This window comes from Paenibacillus sp. FSL H8-0282 (genome assembly GCF_037963825.1).
Classification (GTDB): domain Bacteria; phylum Bacillota; class Bacilli; order Paenibacillales; family Paenibacillaceae; genus Paenibacillus_AQ; species Paenibacillus_AQ odorifer.
This window is the reverse complement of sequence record NZ_CP150146.1, coordinates 2,622,885-2,639,085: the sequence shown is the minus strand read 5'-3', so window position 1 is coordinate 2,639,085 and position 16,201 is coordinate 2,622,885. Positions and strand designations below refer to the sequence as shown.

The window sequence follows — 16,201 nt, the reverse complement described above, 5'->3', positions numbered from 1 at the left end:
AGCTAATCCTCCCAAATGGATGTTTCCAAATGATCGACAAACTTGCGTAATTTACCGGCTAGCTTGCGGTTAATAGTTCCATCCTGGTACATTTGCTGCACCTTATCCCGTTGCTCCTGAATAGCTTTCAGTTTCAATTCAAGCTTTTGATCATCAACGAGACCATCCTTTGTCCAACCTTGACCCTGCTCGAAGCGTGAGATTAGTTGCTCATAACTGCATGCAACCTTCTCTACTGCTTTTCGGTTGTTCTCATTCATACTTGCATTAACAGCAGCTATTGCTGCGCGGGACATAGAAACCTTAGCTTTTCTTGCACATTCAGCCTGTTGCAGCATTTGTTGGCTAGCTTCCCGTTCGTTTTGTCCTGAGAACATCCCCGCAAATAGCCTTCTAATCTCTGTAAGGGATAATCTAATTTGAGAGTTGAGACTTCTGGCTAAGAAAACTTCACTATGATCCAAGAATTCTTCCATTTTCTGAGCCACTGAGGCAGGAATCTCATTGTTAGTAAGCAATCGGGTCAGCTCTTTGCGTTCAGCATGCAAGCCCACTATCCTTGCTTCAACCCCAAGCCGACGGAGTTCCTCAAATGCCGGATCGTTCGCTTGATCCTCGCGGTTCAGACTATAAACCTTTTCTCTGAATTCACTCAAAGCTGGCTGTGCGGAATCCTTGCTCTCCTCCGTCATCATACTTTGAAGCAGCGTTATCCCGGCAGCAACGACCTTAGATTTGGCCGCCTGTTCAACCTCAGTGTCCCCTGGTTCGGCAACCGGCTCTTCTTTACCTGCGAGAATTGGTAAAAAGATACTAGCGATCAGCAGCGACATCAGAATCACACCCGCAGCGATAAAGATAATTAGATCACGTTCAGGAAAAGGTGAGCCATCTCCTAACACAAAAGGAATCGAAAAGGCACCGGCTAAAGTAACCGCGCCTCGCACCCCTGAAATGGTCAGGATTAGCATGGACTTTATAGACGATTTTTCCATTTTTTGCAGGCCGGCGCCAGCCAGGGAAAATACATATACCCATATAAAACGCAGCACAAAAAGCAGTAACGTTATCGCTAATACATAACCAATCACCATAAGATTGTCCACCGCTGTATCCCGGTAGATCACTTCAATAACATCTGGAATCGACAATCCGAGAATAAGGAAGACCAAGCCATTCAAGATGTAGAGCAGCACAGACCATGTGCTGGCGGATACCAGCTGTAGCTTATACTGTGGCGAGACCGCACGGTCCTTCTCGACCGCATGAATTATCCCCGCTGCAACCACAGCTAAAATGCCGGATACCCCTATTTCTTCACTGATCAGATACACAATGAAAGGAGTCAGGATTTGCAGCAGCACATGTACTGTGATGTCCTCCATCCCCAGTCTGCGGATAAATACACTGAACCGAATCAGGAGGAACGCGAGTATTGCTCCGACAATTAGCCCACCTAAAGCGATAATCACAAAGCTAATGGAGGCTTTCGGCAAAGAAAATATGCCTGTAACAGCTGCTGCAATAGCGAAGTTAAACGCAACAAGGCCAGAGGCATCATTCATCAATGATTCGCCCTCTAGAATACGATGAATACTCTTGGGAAGATGTACTCTCCCAGCGATTGCGCTTACCGCCACAGCATCTGTCGGCGATAAGATCGCTGCCAGCGCAAAAGCAGCTGCGAGTGGAATGGTGGGGATCATCCAGTTAATGGAATATCCAGCGATAAGCACTGTAGCAAATACCAAGCCTAGTGCCAGCATTAAGATTGGAGCCCGCAGGTTCCATAACTCATTTCTCGGTGTTCGCTTTCCGTCATTAAACAAAAGCGGCGCAATAAATAACACGAAAAACAACTCTGGCTCCAGTGACATATGTATTCCCAAAGGCAATAGTACGACCACTACACCCAAGCCAATTTGTATTAAGGGTATCGGCACGAAGGGAATGAATCGGTTTATGATGTTGGATATTGCGATAAGCCCAAGTAGGACGAGTACAACTAGAAATGTCTCCAAACCACATCAACTCCCTTTTTTATATTTGATTATTATATCGCAAAGCTTTAGGCAAGGGCAAAATCTAGCAAAAGATTCTTAACATTAAAATCCCCTACAAATTCCACAAAAATTCCATCAGATACATATTGACATAAATATTTATTTGTGTTATAATTAAATATTTACCTATTGTGTTTATTTTCAGTTTTGAGTAATATATGCATTAGCCTCACGGCGTCGCTCTTATTATCAATCACGGAGGGATATAATGTACATTGCTCAAGGAATAGAAATGCTCGAGATTACAACGCAGGTTATGGGTGGAAAAGACACGATTTACCCCACGCTACTCTGGGATGAACATGCCGCCGTACTCGTCGATACCGGATTCCCGGGTCTACTCTCTACTTTCAAAGAGGCTCTAAAAGAAGCGCATGTGCCTTGGGAGAAGCTCCGTATCCTTATTATCACGCATCAGGATTTAGACCATATCGGTTGCCTCCCTGCCCTATTGGCTGATGAAGATCTAGAGCTTACTGTTCTGGCTCATGAAATTGAGCAGCCTTATATTCAAGGAGAGCGAATGCTCCTTAAGCACACTCCTGAAGCTTTAGCGGCGGCAGCGGCTATGATCCCAGCTCATGTACCTGAGGAATGGCGGCGTGCCTTCCTCTCTGTATTAGCCCATCCTCCTAAAGGAAAAGTGGATCAAACGCTTGTGGATGGAGAAAAGTTACCTTTTGCCGGTGGAATTACGGTGATCCATACCCCAGGCCATAGCCCAGGGCATCTCAGTCTTTACCATCATGATAGCCGTACACTTATTGCCGCCGATGCCTTGACCGTTCAGGATGGCGAGCTACAGGGTCCCACTCCTTCCGCCACCCCTGACATGGAGCTGGCTTTGGCCTCTCTGAACAAGTTCTCTGAGTATGAGATCGATACGGTCATTTGTTATCATGGCGGACTCTACCGCGGAGATGCAAACAGACGCATTGCTGAACTAGCAGAAGGAAAAGGAAAGCTGTAATGATACAAAAGAAGACAGAGCCTGGAATCCGGCTCTGTCTTCTCTTGTTATATATAATCGTTATTCTTCATTATCACTTAAGACTCTGAACCCACCGTAAACCGTTCACGAATATGCTGCGGCTGTTCGATTTCATCGACAATAGCAACGGCATAATCTTCGTAGCTGACATAACTCTCGCCTTTGGAGTTCACCAGAAGATTATCCTTACCTTTTACATAAGAACCCGTTCTTGTGCCGATGGCAAAATTAGCAGATGGGCTAACAAAGGTCCAAGAGAGTGCATCTGTCCCTTGCAGAATCTCCAGATTCTTGGCTTGATTCGTCGCTGTTGGCTTAATAAAGTCAGGAAAGTCATTCGTATCCACTACTTTAAGCGTTTTGGCTTCATCTACATAAAGACTTCCTGCACCCCCAACTACAATCAATCTTGTATCGGGCGAAGCCTTCAACGCTTCAATAAGCACATTCCCGGCATCCACATGCAGATGTTCTTGTCCAAACGGCGCACCAAAAGCATTTACAACCACATCGAACCCCTGCAAATCTTCAGCGGTAAGTGCAAATACATCCTTTTCAACGACATTCGCTTTACTATTTGTTACTTTAGATGCATCCCGCACAATCGCTGTAACTTCATGACCTCTATCCAACGCTTCCTGCGTAATTCGGCTTCCAGCTTTTCCACTTGCTCCAACAACTGCGATTTTCATATGATTGTCCTCCTGAGTTTACGATGTTTTCGCTTTAATATTTATATCAAGGAGCTCCTGAACGATGGTTCTATCGATATCGAGATCAAATTTTCTCCCCCAAAAGCATTCCGTGCCCCGTTGAGTGATCCGATCATAGTCTTCAATCGTTAGCGTTCTAGGATAATCCGGTCCTGTTTCCCAATCTGTATACCGCTTAATTTCATTCAGCACATGCATCTTATAAACACTATTCAAAATTATCGTATGGAAAAAGATTTCATCTCCACATAAAGTGTTCCTAAAAAATCTGACGTATTCCGGAGAGCTTTTTGTAAAATCCAAGATATATTCCATACATCCACCTGTAATAGACATCCAGTTTGAGCCTTTATATAAACCGTTCGGCAGAGCGCTTAATCTTCTTTGCAGAAACGGAACGCTCATAATTAGTTTAATGTACCTCATTCGGATCGCTGTCATACGCCGGGTCCTTGAGATGAGGAATCTAGGATAATAAACTGAGACCCGCTCGTAACATCCCCAAGTTTCCGCAGCATTGGGCAGCTGCAAATACTTCACAAATTCCTTACCTTCATTCCCCTTAAAGAAATCTAGAATCACTTCATTTGAAGCCAGAGGCAGATCCTGACCGCTTAGGATGTGGATATAATTGAAATCCCCATGTTCTTTGATCAGCGAAAAGCACTTCAAAATGCATTCAATCTGGCTGTAATGCCCCCACTGCACATCAATAGGCTTTTCCACAAAATGAATATCGTTACGATGAATAATATCAGCTTCAATATTACTTTTCTGATCGACATGAAGGAAAAACTCTACGGACTCGTTAGTTAAACTATCAATTAGCAAATTGATCTGCTCCGGATTCTTATGACAAAGAATGATATACGCCATTTTGAATGCTTCCAACAAACTTCACCCTTCCGCCCATCTATTTCCAATATTATAAAATAAATGGACGAAAATGGATATATAATTATCTCTCTAAAACAAGTCTGATTCCAATGTTCCAAGGATCTTGGAATGTAGGATTTCCATTCACTTCTGTAACTGCGTACCCAGCCTGCCGAACTCGCTCCACCACAGCGTTGCGTTCCTCTTCATTCGTAAGAATTAAGGTAAAATAATCAATCCCCACAGTATCAGCTGGAGCCGCAGGTGCGCCCTGTCCAGCCCAAACATTCAGCCCGATATGGTGATGATAGCCACCAGCAGAGATAAACATAGCAGCACTTCCATAATTAGCTGTTAGTTCAAAACCAAGCAAATCGACGTAGAAGGCTTTCGCCTTATTTAAATTCCCCACATGAAAGTGTACATGCCCAATCACTGTTCCCGCTGGCAGCCCGTTCCATGATAAACCTTCAGAAGCTGCCAATAGTCCATCTACATCCACTGGATCAGTGGACATCATTACATGCCCTTCCGCATCATATTTCCATTCACTCTTAGGACGATCTCGATAGATTTCAATCCCATTATTATCTGGATCCTGAATATACAACGCTTCACTGACCAGATGATCCCCCTGCCCCACTTCAATCCCCGAAGAGATCAAATTGCGCACAACCAATCCAAGGCTAGGACGATCTGGAACAAGGATAGCGAAATGATACAACCCAGCCACAGAATTAGGGCGGATCACCCGCGCATTTTCAATCTCCCGCAAGATTAATAACACATTCTGACCGTCAGCGGTCATTTCCACTTCGCGGCCAGTCTGCCGCAAAACGCTTAATCCCACAACATTCTGATAAAAGGTGAGCGAACGCTCCAAATTGCTTACTCTAATCTGCACCAGACCGATCTGAGTGTCTGGTTGAAGTATTGTTTTAGTCGTCATTATAAATTCCTCCTAATCATGCTGTAACTATTTCAGTTACAAATTAACTATCTTTAGTATAGTTACCTTCTATATGTTTGTCAATTACCTATAAAAAAATCATGTCGACTGGTTCACAGCCAAACATGATTCACAAAATAATATTATAAGTAATTCAAAAAAAGGTTTCCGGGTATTTCAACTCTCCCTTAATCCTCTGCAGTACGCCTTCCTTCAGCTCACAGACCATAAAGACATTCTCCGGTACCGCGAATTGTTTCAACTCCAGCCCATGTAGCCCTGCGGGTTGAAATCCGAATCTTGGGTAATATTCGGGATGCCCGATCAAAAAGACAAGCTCATATCCGAGCGTTCTACATCTTTTTAACCCTTCTTGGATCAGCGCCTTGCCGATTCCTTGCTTCTGAACGAATGTTTTCGACCAACTGCGCTTCATCTTCCCGATCACCAAAAGCCTCAACATTCACTTGAAATACTCCATTATAGTCTGCCACAGTTTCTGTTCTAATCCTCATTTTTGTTGCTCCATTCCAGAAAATATTCGGATACACTGGATTCCAGAAGGCCGATCAAATCTTCATCCATATACTTATAGTCATCAGCTATGTTCAGGCAAATTATTTTTTTGCCCATTACACAGTCTCTAAATTTATCTTGAATTCTTCGAACATGTTTCTTCTCCATCACAAAAATCACATCCGCCCAACCCAAATGCCCTTCAGAAATTTTAATTCTGGCATGATCTTCAGTCCCTGCAGATCTCACTTCATGGCCATCAATTCCTTGAAAAATCTTCTCCGCAGTTAGACTCCGCCAGCGATTCTGGCTGCAGACAAACAGGAGTTTAATAAGTGCACCTTCCTTATCCGATTGTTAAAAAGATATTTATTGTCTCGACTGCTTCGTGTATTCAATCAACCAACAATCTCTTAGTTCTCCTTCATGTTGTTCGTGCTGTTCAAGGTATTTCTTCTTCACAAAGCCAATCTTCTCGTATACTCTAAGGGCTCTTTCATTCCAGGCTTGCGGGTCCATGACAATTTTATCCGCCTGTTTTGCTTCGACTAGATAATTGACTGTTTCTTTAATGAGTCGCGAACCAATTCCTTGACTCCATAAATCAGGCTCGCCAATAAACTGGTCCATCCCAAAGATTTGACCTTCGAATCCCACGTAGCCGTACACCTCTAATTCTTCATCATCTATAAGATAGAACTGGAGATAACCTATATCCCGCTCCTTGTATTGCACAATACACCGCGTAACTTCGGCTTGCTCGTCGTAAAAATGCTCCTTCACCAGCTCCAAATCATGCGGGCGATCACGACCTTCATAGAACTCCAGTACAACGGGGTCTGAGAGCCATTTTACAAGTAATGCGGCATCGTTTAGCTCAAGTTTTCTCAGTCTGATCTCTTGCTTTTCAAAAATAATCATAACGCACCATACAATTCATGAAGTGGTCTGTAGCTCGGATGTTCTTCTATTTCCGTTACGACAACACCTTGCTCGGAGTCAATCACACGGTAGGCCTTAGCTTCTTCTCTGGTCGACATCACTTTATATTCCTTATCTTTATAGATGATTGCACAATTGTTATCCACCGCGATTCCAGGCAAACCTCCACCTTTAACCATGCGTGTAAAATCTTCAACCCGAATATCCTCATTATAATGCGGACAATGAATGCCCGGCAGAATCCCCATGGCTTCAAGCTTGATATACTGCCATTCCCCCTGGTCGTCGAACGCTTCAGAGTCACTATGCCCATATTCAAACCAACAGATGGAACCTGCGCTAAGCCCGGCCAATACGGTTCCAGAGGAATAAGCTTCTTTCAAAAGCGTATCTACCCCTGTATTTTTCCAAATCTCCAGCATCTTTCGGGTATTGCCTCCACCCACATAAATCAAATCAGCAGCTGTAATTAAATCTGTAATCTCATCATGAGTGTAGGTTTGGCTCACAAGCAATAAGTGACTTGTTTCACATCCAAGAATATCACCATATACTTTGCTAAAAGTATCACAATATCCCGGCGCATCACTACTGGCTGTTGGAATAAATAACGCCTTCGGCTTAGCCTTTTGAGTCAGCTGCACAACTTTACGATCAATTTCCAGCGTTTCAAGCTCGATTAACTCTCCCCCGCCAATAACTACGATAGTGCCCATGATTTCCCCTTCTTTCACTAGGATTACATCCTATTGCTTACTCTTAGCTTACCGATGCTTGCAAAATATTCCTCTGCCAAAATGCTGTAGATCTCCAGATCCACCAGCCCTTTACCCGACCATACATGCGCCTGCCTTAACGTGCCTTCTTTCGTAAAGCCATTTTTCAAAAGCACCCGCTTCGATCGTTCATTAAAGGGCATAACCTCAGCTTGAATTCGATTGACTTCTGCAGTCTCAAATAAATATTTCACCACTAACTGAATGGCCTGAGCTGCAATCCCTTTTCCCCAATAAGGTTCCGCCAAAAAGTAACCGATCGTCACCATATCCACCTTTTGATTAAAATCCATAACTTCGATGATACCTAGCAGTATGTAAGGGTTATTTTTGAGGAAAATCCCCCATTTCACTCTTACCCCTTTGGTAAAATCACGTTCGAAATGACCGATCATATTCTTGACTGTATCTTTATTATGTTTCGGAATAATTCCACAGTACTCAAATACTTGATCATTGCTATATATCCCAAATACCTCATTAAGGTTGCTGACTTCAATCTTTTTCAGTAATAATTGCTCGGATTCCAAAGTAGGGAATTGCTCAAATACGTGACTAAGCTTCAATTTGTTCCCTCCATTACTTTTTGATGGCTTGGATTAAGGTTGCAGTTTGATTTTTCGTTTCCTTTATTATCCTTTCCTTTATTATCCCCGGACACTTCCCCTGTACTGCGCGGTTCTAAGCTCACGAATATAAGGCTCTGCAGCTGGCATATCTGCCTCAACGGCCTGTTGAACAGCTAACTCGATGTCATAAGGCACTCTTACAAATTGCATATTCAAAGGAGCTGCTAACACTCCCATGTATTCTCCCTCCATAATCACATAAGATGCCTGGGTTAGATCAAGCGGATTCCCCACACTGCCTACGTTAAATAAGGTCTTACCTTCTAGATGTTGAATAAAAGCATTATGAATATCCCCGTAACCTACGATATCCGCTTGTCGTTTCTCCTGGCAGAGATCAGAATAATCAAACAAAGATAATCGCTTTTCATAATCATCCCAAGGTTGAACGCGTTCATACAGGCTTCGTGGCGAAGCATGAAATAACCGTACAAATTTACCACTCATCATAAACTCAATCGAAAACGGCAACGTGCTTAAATAAGCTAGGCGCTCTTGACCTAACAACCCGCGGCACCACCGAGCCATCTCAAAATCAACATCCTGATTCATTAAATCATCCCAGTTCCCCATAACACTGATTTCACAATTCTTTTTTATGATATCAACGGCTAGGTCTGAGTCCGGTCCTTTTCCAACAATATCGCCTAAACAAAAGACTCTGCTGATTCCCCGCTGCTGGATGTCATCTAAAACGGCCGTAAGGGCCGGTATATTTCCATGAATGTCTGAGATTATTGCAATTTGCTCCACTGTAGAACCTCCGTATATATTGATCTTTAAAAAAGTTACTTATCCTAAAACTAATTGTACTGCATCAGCGGCTGTTGCTCGTTTATAGGGCATTTTTGCTTCTCTTTTAGTTCATCCATCGACTGTTGCTCGTTTATAGGGCATTTTTGCCTTTCTTTTCACACTTTCAGCGGCTGTTGCTCATTTATAAGGCATTTTTGCCTTTCTTTTCGCTCATTCTGCGACTGTTGCTCGTTTATAGGGCATTTTTGCCTTTCTTTTCGCTCATCCATCGACTGTTGCTCGTTTATAGGGCATTTTTGCCTTTCTTTTCGCTCATTTAGCGGCTGTTGCTCGTTTGTAGGGCATTTTTGCCTTTCTTTTCACACTTTCAGCGACTATTGCTCGTTTATAGGGCATTTTTGCTTCTCTTTTTGCTTCTTTGGATGATTTCAGCCAAATCTGAGGCATTTATACCGTACATTTCACCATTCCAGCTACTTCAGCCCATTTCAACGGTATTTATACCGTACATTTCATCATTTCAGCCACTTCAGCACATTTCAACGGCATTTATACCGTACATTTTATCATTCCAGCTACTTCAGCACATTTCAACGGCATTTATACCGTACATTTCACCATTCCAGCTACCTCGTTCTAGTCACACTTAATCTTTTGTAAACTTTATGGATTGTAAAATATCCTCTATCCTCTTCATATCTTCTTTATGTACTTCATCCACACTATAAGGGAACTGCACCATAAATGACATTTCCGGTTCCTCAATAACGTAATAGATAGCTTTCCCTTTACTCCCTTCCTCTTCGAATACTTCAGTTTCGTACTTTATGGACTCTAACCCGCCTAAACTAGCTTTACTTTTTGTCAGCTCCGCCCCGTTGTTGTAATTCGTTTGGGCATCCTCGAGCCATTTGTTGACAAGCTCCATGTCCTTAGGCTTAAATCCAAAAAGCATTACTCCCGGACCTTTAAGTCCCTCAGCAGGTTTATAATCAGTCGTAGAGACTATCAACCATAATGGCGCTCCATACTTCTCAGTTACAACCCAATCATCCGGATAGTTAAAGGTGATTCCAAAATTAGTATCCTCGTATTTAGTGGTATCCTTTGATTCATTACATCCGGTAATCGTTACTATAATTAGTAGTATAGGCAGTAATTTCTTTAACATTCTTTAGCTCTCCCTCAATGTATGTATGTATATTATCTTTAATCCGGCTTCTAAATACAGATTCTATATTCCCTCTTACTTCCCTTCTTTGACCCTAAACCTAATTAAGCAAAAAAAGACCAGAATCACGTTTTCACATGTTCTGGCCTTACTTCTAAGCTGTGATATGGAGGAATCATAGTTCTGGCATTTCATTCACAATCTGTTCCAATGTAACCTCCTGGAGGACATTCTCCATCGCTTTTTGGGCGAGTGAGAACACAGGTACAATTGCACTGGCTATATTTTTGCCAACAGGACAATCGGGATTAGGATGCTCATGGACAGAAAACAACGAGTCCTCTTCCACCGCATTAACTGCCTTATAAATCTGCAGCAGCGTAATCTCGGATGCGCTACGTGTAAGCGAAGCGCCTGCGACTCCGGGGCGGGCATTCACCAGTCCTGCTTTTTGCAGCATACTCGTAAGCCGACGGATAACTACAGGGTTTGTGTTTACGCTACCAGCTATCCACTCCGACGTGCTTTTGCCTTCTTTATTGCTGTCAATCAACGTTAATATATGAATGGCTACCGCAAATCGGGTGCTAATATTCATGGAAATCTCTCCTTCTGCCTTGCTGCAAAACATCCTTCAGATGCAACTATAATAGTTACATTTCATGCATTTGTCAAACTTTTGAGGATATGAACAACTTATAATCTATCAATATTCTCCATATAGATAGGTTGGTGCATTTTAATGAAAAAAGATCGTTGGGACATATTTTTAATAATAATAGCTGTCTTTGAATTTATTAATATAATGTACAGTTTAATATTCGAACAATCCATAGAGTGGTTTTCTTTGATTATATTAATTCTCTTTGTTTCTTTAATTGTTAATTCTAATATAAGTAAAAACAAAAAAAATGATTAAATACAACTGCCAAATGGCACTCGTATCCTAAGTGTCTTTTCCTATGTTATCGAATTCCTTTAGGATCTCAGCCACCTGGGCAGCATATTTTTTACTCAGACGCGATTTACCAAGATTACTCTTCACAATCTTAAGGATTCGGGCATCTCGGCTCTTTGCAAATCTCTCCAGCATAACAAAGCCTTCTTCAGGCTCATTCGCCACAAATACACTCAAGCTGTATTCAAGTCCCTTAGATAATACGCGAAAATGCTCAGCGTCCTCATGTTGCGCTCCCCCACCATCTATACTCTCCATGATTCGGGCAGCCAACTGAAGACAATATAGCGTATTTTCTTTCTTTTTTAAAAGAGGAGGATGCGCTAATGCTGCTACAAAAGCCCGCTGTTCAAGCCTGTTCGCACCTTTCTCCCACATGTCAATCAGCTGCCTGAGCAGGGTGAAATCATCCTCCCCTATAATTTGCAGCGCCATAGCAGACGCTTCACGCACCCTCCATCGCGAATCATTCATAGCTGTCTTAATGCTGTTTTGAATCACTACTTGCTGTTCTTCTCCAGCGTAACTGTAATAAGCACCCAACGCCCTAACTGCACAAAACGGCAGAAACTCACGGGGATCATTCACCCCAGCTTCAGCTTCAGTAATGTCAGTCCAAGAGACGAGCAGCTCCCAGCCTGTATCTGTTAGATTAGGATGAGCGAATTGTTTGGCAAAATGGTCTGAGAGCTCCAAATTCACTCGTGGTCCTGGGAGTTTACTCTCCTGCATCATCAAATCATTAAGCTGTACCCACAGCTCCTTATCGTTTACCCATTGCTGAAACGGCACTTCAATCATCTTTTGCTCAGCCATCTCTGGTCCCTCCGATAGTTATCTTCAGATTCGAACAATTCCTTGCATCGCATATGCGGGGCACAACCTATTAATAATAAGGTCTGTTCGCACGCTACTCTTTATGCCTTAGTCAGAATAACAGGCTCACCTTTAGTCACGATAATCGTATGTTCAAACTGTGCTACCCGACCGTTATCTACAACACTTAGCGTCCAGCCATCCGATTGCTGCTCCACATAGTCCGCTCCAGTCGAGAGGAAGGGCTCTATTGTAATTACTTGTCCTTCCTTTAGCACCGTGGTCACTCTTGGATTATAGAAGGGTAGAATTTCAAAAGGCTTCTCATGCAGTGATTTGCCAATTCCATGGCTGCACAGATTACGCACCACTCTATAACCGCGTTTGCGAGCTTCAAGTTCCATCATTCTGCCGATCTCGTTAACCTTCATTCCTGCCCGCAGATGATTGATCACACTCATCATGGTTTCCTCTGTACTCCGGCATAAACGCAGAATATCATCGTTATAGGGCGGCAGTTGAAAAGAAACGCCAGCATCCCCATAATACCCATTCAGCTCAGCAGAGACATCAATGTTGATCAAATCGCCAGCATTAATCACTCTCGGACCCGGAATACCATGAGCAACCTCTTCGTTCACACTGATGCAGGTGCTGCCCGGGAAATTATAAGTTATCTTCGGGGCTGAGGATGCTCCGAAGCTTTCCAGAATCTCAGCTCCAATAAGATCTAACTCCGCAGTCGTCATCCCAGGGGTTACTTTCTTTTTCATCTCGGCGATGGTGTGGCCCACCACTTTTCCAATAGCTTTTAACCCTTCTAAATCTTGTACCGTATCACTTGTCATCCAACACACATTCCTCTCACTTCATGAATTAATCATTTGTCCAGCCTCTGAAATGCACTCCCTACCCACTGAAAAGTATCTTCCACTTGTTTGCCTGCTGCGTTATCGTAGTAACTTCTCTTGAAGCTATGCTCATCAACTTTATCCAGTTTTATGGAATACCGCTCAGGACTGCTGATAAACAGCTGATTTTCAGGTTTAATAGGCAGTTCTTCTATCACGTTATTTCTTCTGAGTGTAAAAAGCTTGTAGAAATAACCGTCACTCGTTCCATATTGTCCGATCGTAAAATCGGGATCACCATCTCCATTATAATCCTCAAACTGAAGCTGGAAAAAATCATTAAAGGTCTGGGCAAATTGATCATTTAACGGATAGCTACTCAGTGTTTTTCCATGCTCATCAGTCACTACTAGCCTAAATCGGCCACTCCAGTTTCTTCCCGCTAACGGACTCGGTGTAGTCCAATCTTCGCTATATGTCCCCTCTAGCAGTTGCAGATTTAAAAATCCCTCTCTGCCTGTGACCGGAGACAGTTCATTATGTGATAGGGTTACTGGATCTGTTACCTCGACAGAAGTCTCCACAGGGTCTGCCTGTTCAATGTTCTCCGTATCGATTGTTCCATAAATGAGCTTTCTTAACTGGTCAGAGTTTTTTACAGGAATTGTATAGCCCTGACTGCTGTTCTCTGCTGTAGTAAACATCCCTTCATGTCCAAGTTGATCTCCAAGCGCTATGTAATAATCTTCCGAATAGCCGTCCCCATAAACAAGCTTCATTTCAAATTCCGGACCCCAATCCAGATCATCAGAAAATTTCTTACTCTTGTTCATAGCCTCCGCAAGCGTCTTGATCAAAACAGAATCCTTTAGCGTTAAGCTCTCTGAGTGCAAAGGACGATCCGCTTGTTTCTGATCACTCGTTGCCACGGGTGTCAACGACACGCCTTCGATCCATCTGGCATTGATGAAGCCCAAATCACTTTTACATCCGCTTAACACTACGACCAATAACAAAGGTGCTATCCATATTAACCGCCTAATGCGAATCGCCTCCAATACATAAGCATATTCCAATTATAACAGTGTCTATAAATATATAAAAACGACTTTATGAACACGCGATTAAAAAAAGACTACAACCTGCTTATTAAAGCGTGGTTCTAGTCTTAAAATGGCAATTGATTAGATTGCTCCCATCGTTTTGAGCCAAGCATCCGCAATAAGTGCATGACCTGCAGGAGTAGGATGTACTCCATCATATGCCCAGTAAGCCGGTTCTGCTTTTACGGAAGCCGCTGCAAAAAGTCCATCTAGCGGAACCAGCGGCGCCCCATATTCACGTGCCAGCTCGCGGACAATATGAATTTTAGGATCAAGATCCTGACGCCAAGTTCTACGATCTTCCGGTACAGGCAAAACAAAAGGCTCTATAAGCACTAATTTAGCATCCAAAGATTTCCGAGTGCGTTCGATCAGGTCCCGATATGAAGCTTCAAACTGCTCGGGAGTGGTTTCTTCACCAGAATCAAAACGCCGCCAAGTGTCATTAATTCCAATATAAATGGACACCCAAGTCGGCTTCAAATCCAGACAATCCTTATCCCAACGTCCCTGTAAATCAACAATACGGTTGCCACCAATACCACGGTTAATAAAAGTAAGATTCTTCTCTGGATATAAATACCCCAGACGAGCGGCGACCATCATTGCATAACCTACTCCAAGTGATGAAGCGTCTTCATGATTACGCCCCCAGTCTGTTATGCTGTCCCCTTGAAACAGAATGACATCGTTTTGTTGGAATATCATAAATGAAATCCTCCTCTAACTACCTCTGTTAATATAACCCAATCTATTATATCAAATACAATGAATACAGCCTACTGTGAAACATCAATAATGCAAACATTTCACTAAAAAAACAATAACAAAAACCCCGCTCAGATTTGAGCAGGGTTTAGGGTTAAGCTATATTAGTAAGCTAGGCTGAACAATCCTTTAATGTGGGACAAGTAACGGATATTACTTGCTTCCTTCATCAGAGTTGCAGGCAAGCCCTTTAACGGAGTAGAACTTGCACCAACGATGGCAACACCGTCTTTACGGCCTAAGCTAGCAAGTGTACCAGAGTTGATTGGGCTAAAGCTTTCAAACGATTTATTTTTCAAGAAGGCATACAGATTGTATCCGATCAATTCACCCATTTGCCAAGCGATTTGAGCAGTTGGAGGGTAAGGACGTCCGTCTTCTGCAAAGACCACCGCGCTGTCACCAGCAACGAATACATCTTTGTGGGAAGTGGATTGCAAGAATTCATTCACCGTTGCACGACCGCGGTTAACTTCAAGACCGGATTCGCCGATGAGTGGATTTCCTTGTACGCCACCAGTCCATACAAATGTGTTAGCAATAATTTTTCGACCGTCTTTCAAGTCAATCGCATTGCCTTCTACATTCGTAACAGGAAGACCTGTCAGGAATTGAACACCACGTTTTTCCAAGCTTGCTACAGCACGTTCGATTAATGCATCTGGCAATACTGGAAGGATTTTAGGACCTGCTTCAACGAGCATTAGCTTAATTTCTTTAGGATCAACGCCATATTTTTTAGTAAGTGTAGGCAATACATCCGCGATTTCACCAACAAGCTCAACACCTGTTAAGCCGCCGCCACCGATCAGGATGTTTGCATCTGCTTCATTTTTCGATTTCGCATATTCACGAATACGATCTTCAATATGTTGATGAATTTTGTTAGCATCTGCAGCTGATTTCAATACCATACTGTATTGTTCAAGCCCTGGAATGCCAAAATAAGCTGTAGTGCTGCCAAGACCTACAACAAGCGCATCATAAGTAAGTGTCACACCATCAGAAAGAACAATTTGTTTGTTCTCCACAGAAAATGAATTAACCTTCGCGATTTTCAGGTCAATATCTTTCCCTGCGAAAAGCTTAGTTAGAGGCATAGCTACAGCACCCTCTGCAACACTACCTGCTGCAAGACGATGCAATTCTGTAATGATTTGGTGGGTAGGATACTGATTAACTACAGTAATTTTAGCTTCATCTTTTTTGAGATATTTGCGTACGGTTAAGGCGCTTAGTAGACCACCATAACCTGCTCCTAGAATGACAATATGTTTAGACATGATGTTTCCTCCGTCCCTTACGTATAAGATATGAAAATGA

At 42.8% G+C, this 16,201-nt stretch carries 18 protein-coding genes; 1 reads left to right on the top strand and 17 read right to left on the bottom strand.

Translation table 11 applies throughout. The annotated features are described in order from the left end of the window. Positions 1–2: 2 nt before the first annotated feature. Entirely contained in the window at positions 3–2,021 is a 2,019-nt protein-coding gene (locus tag NST94_RS11375) for a Na+/H+ antiporter (RefSeq protein WP_076129954.1), read from the bottom strand. Positions 2,022–2,271: 250 nt separating this feature from the next. Here NST94_RS11375 and NST94_RS11370 point away from each other — a divergent pair, with 250 nt between their 5' ends. Continuing rightward, positions 2,272–3,033, top strand: coding sequence for an MBL fold metallo-hydrolase (locus tag NST94_RS11370; protein WP_339281982.1), 762 nt, complete (start codon positions 2,272–2,274; stop codon positions 3,031–3,033). Positions 3,034–3,110: 77 nt separating this feature from the next. Here the strand turns inward: NST94_RS11370 and NST94_RS11365 are convergent, their stop codons facing one another. The 16 genes from NST94_RS11365 to NST94_RS11290 form a co-directional block, all read right to left on the bottom strand. Then, positions 3,111–3,746: an NAD(P)-dependent oxidoreductase gene (locus NST94_RS11365; RefSeq protein WP_076129952.1), complete on the bottom strand. Its 636-nt coding sequence runs from the start codon at positions 3,744–3,746 to the stop codon at positions 3,111–3,113. Between the two features lie 18 nt (positions 3,747–3,764). Next, positions 3,765–4,658 carry a beta-1,6-N-acetylglucosaminyltransferase gene (locus NST94_RS11360; RefSeq protein WP_139329833.1) on the bottom strand — a complete coding sequence of 298 codons (894 nt, stop codon included), beginning with the start codon at positions 4,656–4,658 and terminating at the stop codon, positions 3,765–3,767. Between the two features lie 67 nt (positions 4,659–4,725). After that, complete coding sequence (locus NST94_RS11355) at positions 4,726–5,592, bottom strand: VOC family protein (RefSeq protein WP_076202411.1); 867 nt, start codon at positions 5,590–5,592, stop codon at positions 4,726–4,728. A 154-nt stretch (positions 5,593–5,746) separates the two neighbouring features. Further along, the gene (locus NST94_RS11350; protein ID WP_339281980.1) at positions 5,747–6,055 is read right to left on the bottom strand and encodes an N-acetyltransferase; all 309 of its coding nucleotides are present in this window, start codon (positions 6,053–6,055) and stop codon (positions 5,747–5,749) included. Positions 6,056–6,096: 41 nt separating this feature from the next. Beyond that, complete coding sequence (locus tag NST94_RS11345) at positions 6,097–6,441, bottom strand: protein tyrosine phosphatase (RefSeq protein ID WP_339191179.1); 345 nt, start codon at positions 6,439–6,441, stop codon at positions 6,097–6,099. Between the two features lie 36 nt (positions 6,442–6,477). Further along, positions 6,478–7,029, bottom strand: coding sequence for a GNAT family N-acetyltransferase (locus NST94_RS11340; protein WP_339281979.1), 552 nt, complete (start codon positions 7,027–7,029; stop codon positions 6,478–6,480). Further along, complete coding sequence (locus NST94_RS11335) at positions 7,026–7,784, bottom strand: peptidase E (RefSeq protein ID WP_081387708.1); 759 nt, start codon at positions 7,782–7,784, stop codon at positions 7,026–7,028. The genes NST94_RS11340 and NST94_RS11335 overlap by 4 nt, the downstream gene beginning before the upstream one ends. A 5-nt stretch (positions 7,785–7,789) precedes the next feature. Next, positions 7,790–8,392 (bottom strand): GNAT family protein, encoded by a 603-nt coding sequence (locus NST94_RS11330; protein WP_076183265.1) that lies wholly within the window; start codon positions 8,390–8,392, stop codon positions 7,790–7,792. Positions 8,393–8,473: 81 nt separating this feature from the next. Then, positions 8,474–9,208, bottom strand: a complete 735-nt coding sequence (locus tag NST94_RS11325) for a metallophosphoesterase family protein (RefSeq protein WP_339281978.1) — start codon at positions 9,206–9,208, stop codon at positions 8,474–8,476. 649 nt (positions 9,209–9,857) lie between these two features. Then, positions 9,858–10,382, bottom strand: a complete 525-nt coding sequence (locus NST94_RS11320) for a hypothetical protein (RefSeq protein WP_339248026.1) — start codon at positions 10,380–10,382, stop codon at positions 9,858–9,860. 175 nt (positions 10,383–10,557) lie between these two features. Then, a complete protein-coding gene (locus tag NST94_RS11315) occupies positions 10,558–10,980 on the bottom strand; it encodes an Rrf2 family transcriptional regulator (protein WP_076100677.1) in 423 nt (140 codons plus the stop codon). A gap of 348 nt (positions 10,981–11,328) precedes the next feature. Beyond that, a complete protein-coding gene (locus NST94_RS11310; RefSeq protein ID WP_339281977.1) occupies positions 11,329–12,156 on the bottom strand; it encodes a hypothetical protein in 828 nt (275 codons plus the stop codon). A gap of 101 nt (positions 12,157–12,257) precedes the next feature. Further along, positions 12,258–13,004 (bottom strand): type I methionyl aminopeptidase, encoded by a 747-nt coding sequence (map, locus tag NST94_RS11305; protein WP_076218952.1) that lies wholly within the window; start codon positions 13,002–13,004, stop codon positions 12,258–12,260. 32 nt (positions 13,005–13,036) lie between these two features. After that, positions 13,037–14,023 (bottom strand): hypothetical protein, encoded by a 987-nt coding sequence (locus NST94_RS11300; RefSeq protein ID WP_339281976.1) that lies wholly within the window; start codon positions 14,021–14,023, stop codon positions 13,037–13,039. A gap of 168 nt (positions 14,024–14,191) precedes the next feature. Continuing rightward, on the bottom strand, positions 14,192–14,818 hold the full coding sequence (locus NST94_RS11295; RefSeq protein WP_036685894.1) for an SGNH/GDSL hydrolase family protein: 627 nt from the start codon (positions 14,816–14,818) through the stop codon (positions 14,192–14,194). Between the two features lie 164 nt (positions 14,819–14,982). Then, positions 14,983–16,161, bottom strand: a complete 1,179-nt coding sequence (locus tag NST94_RS11290) for an NAD(P)/FAD-dependent oxidoreductase (RefSeq protein WP_339281975.1) — start codon at positions 16,159–16,161, stop codon at positions 14,983–14,985. Between the last annotated feature and the right edge of the window lie 40 nt (positions 16,162–16,201).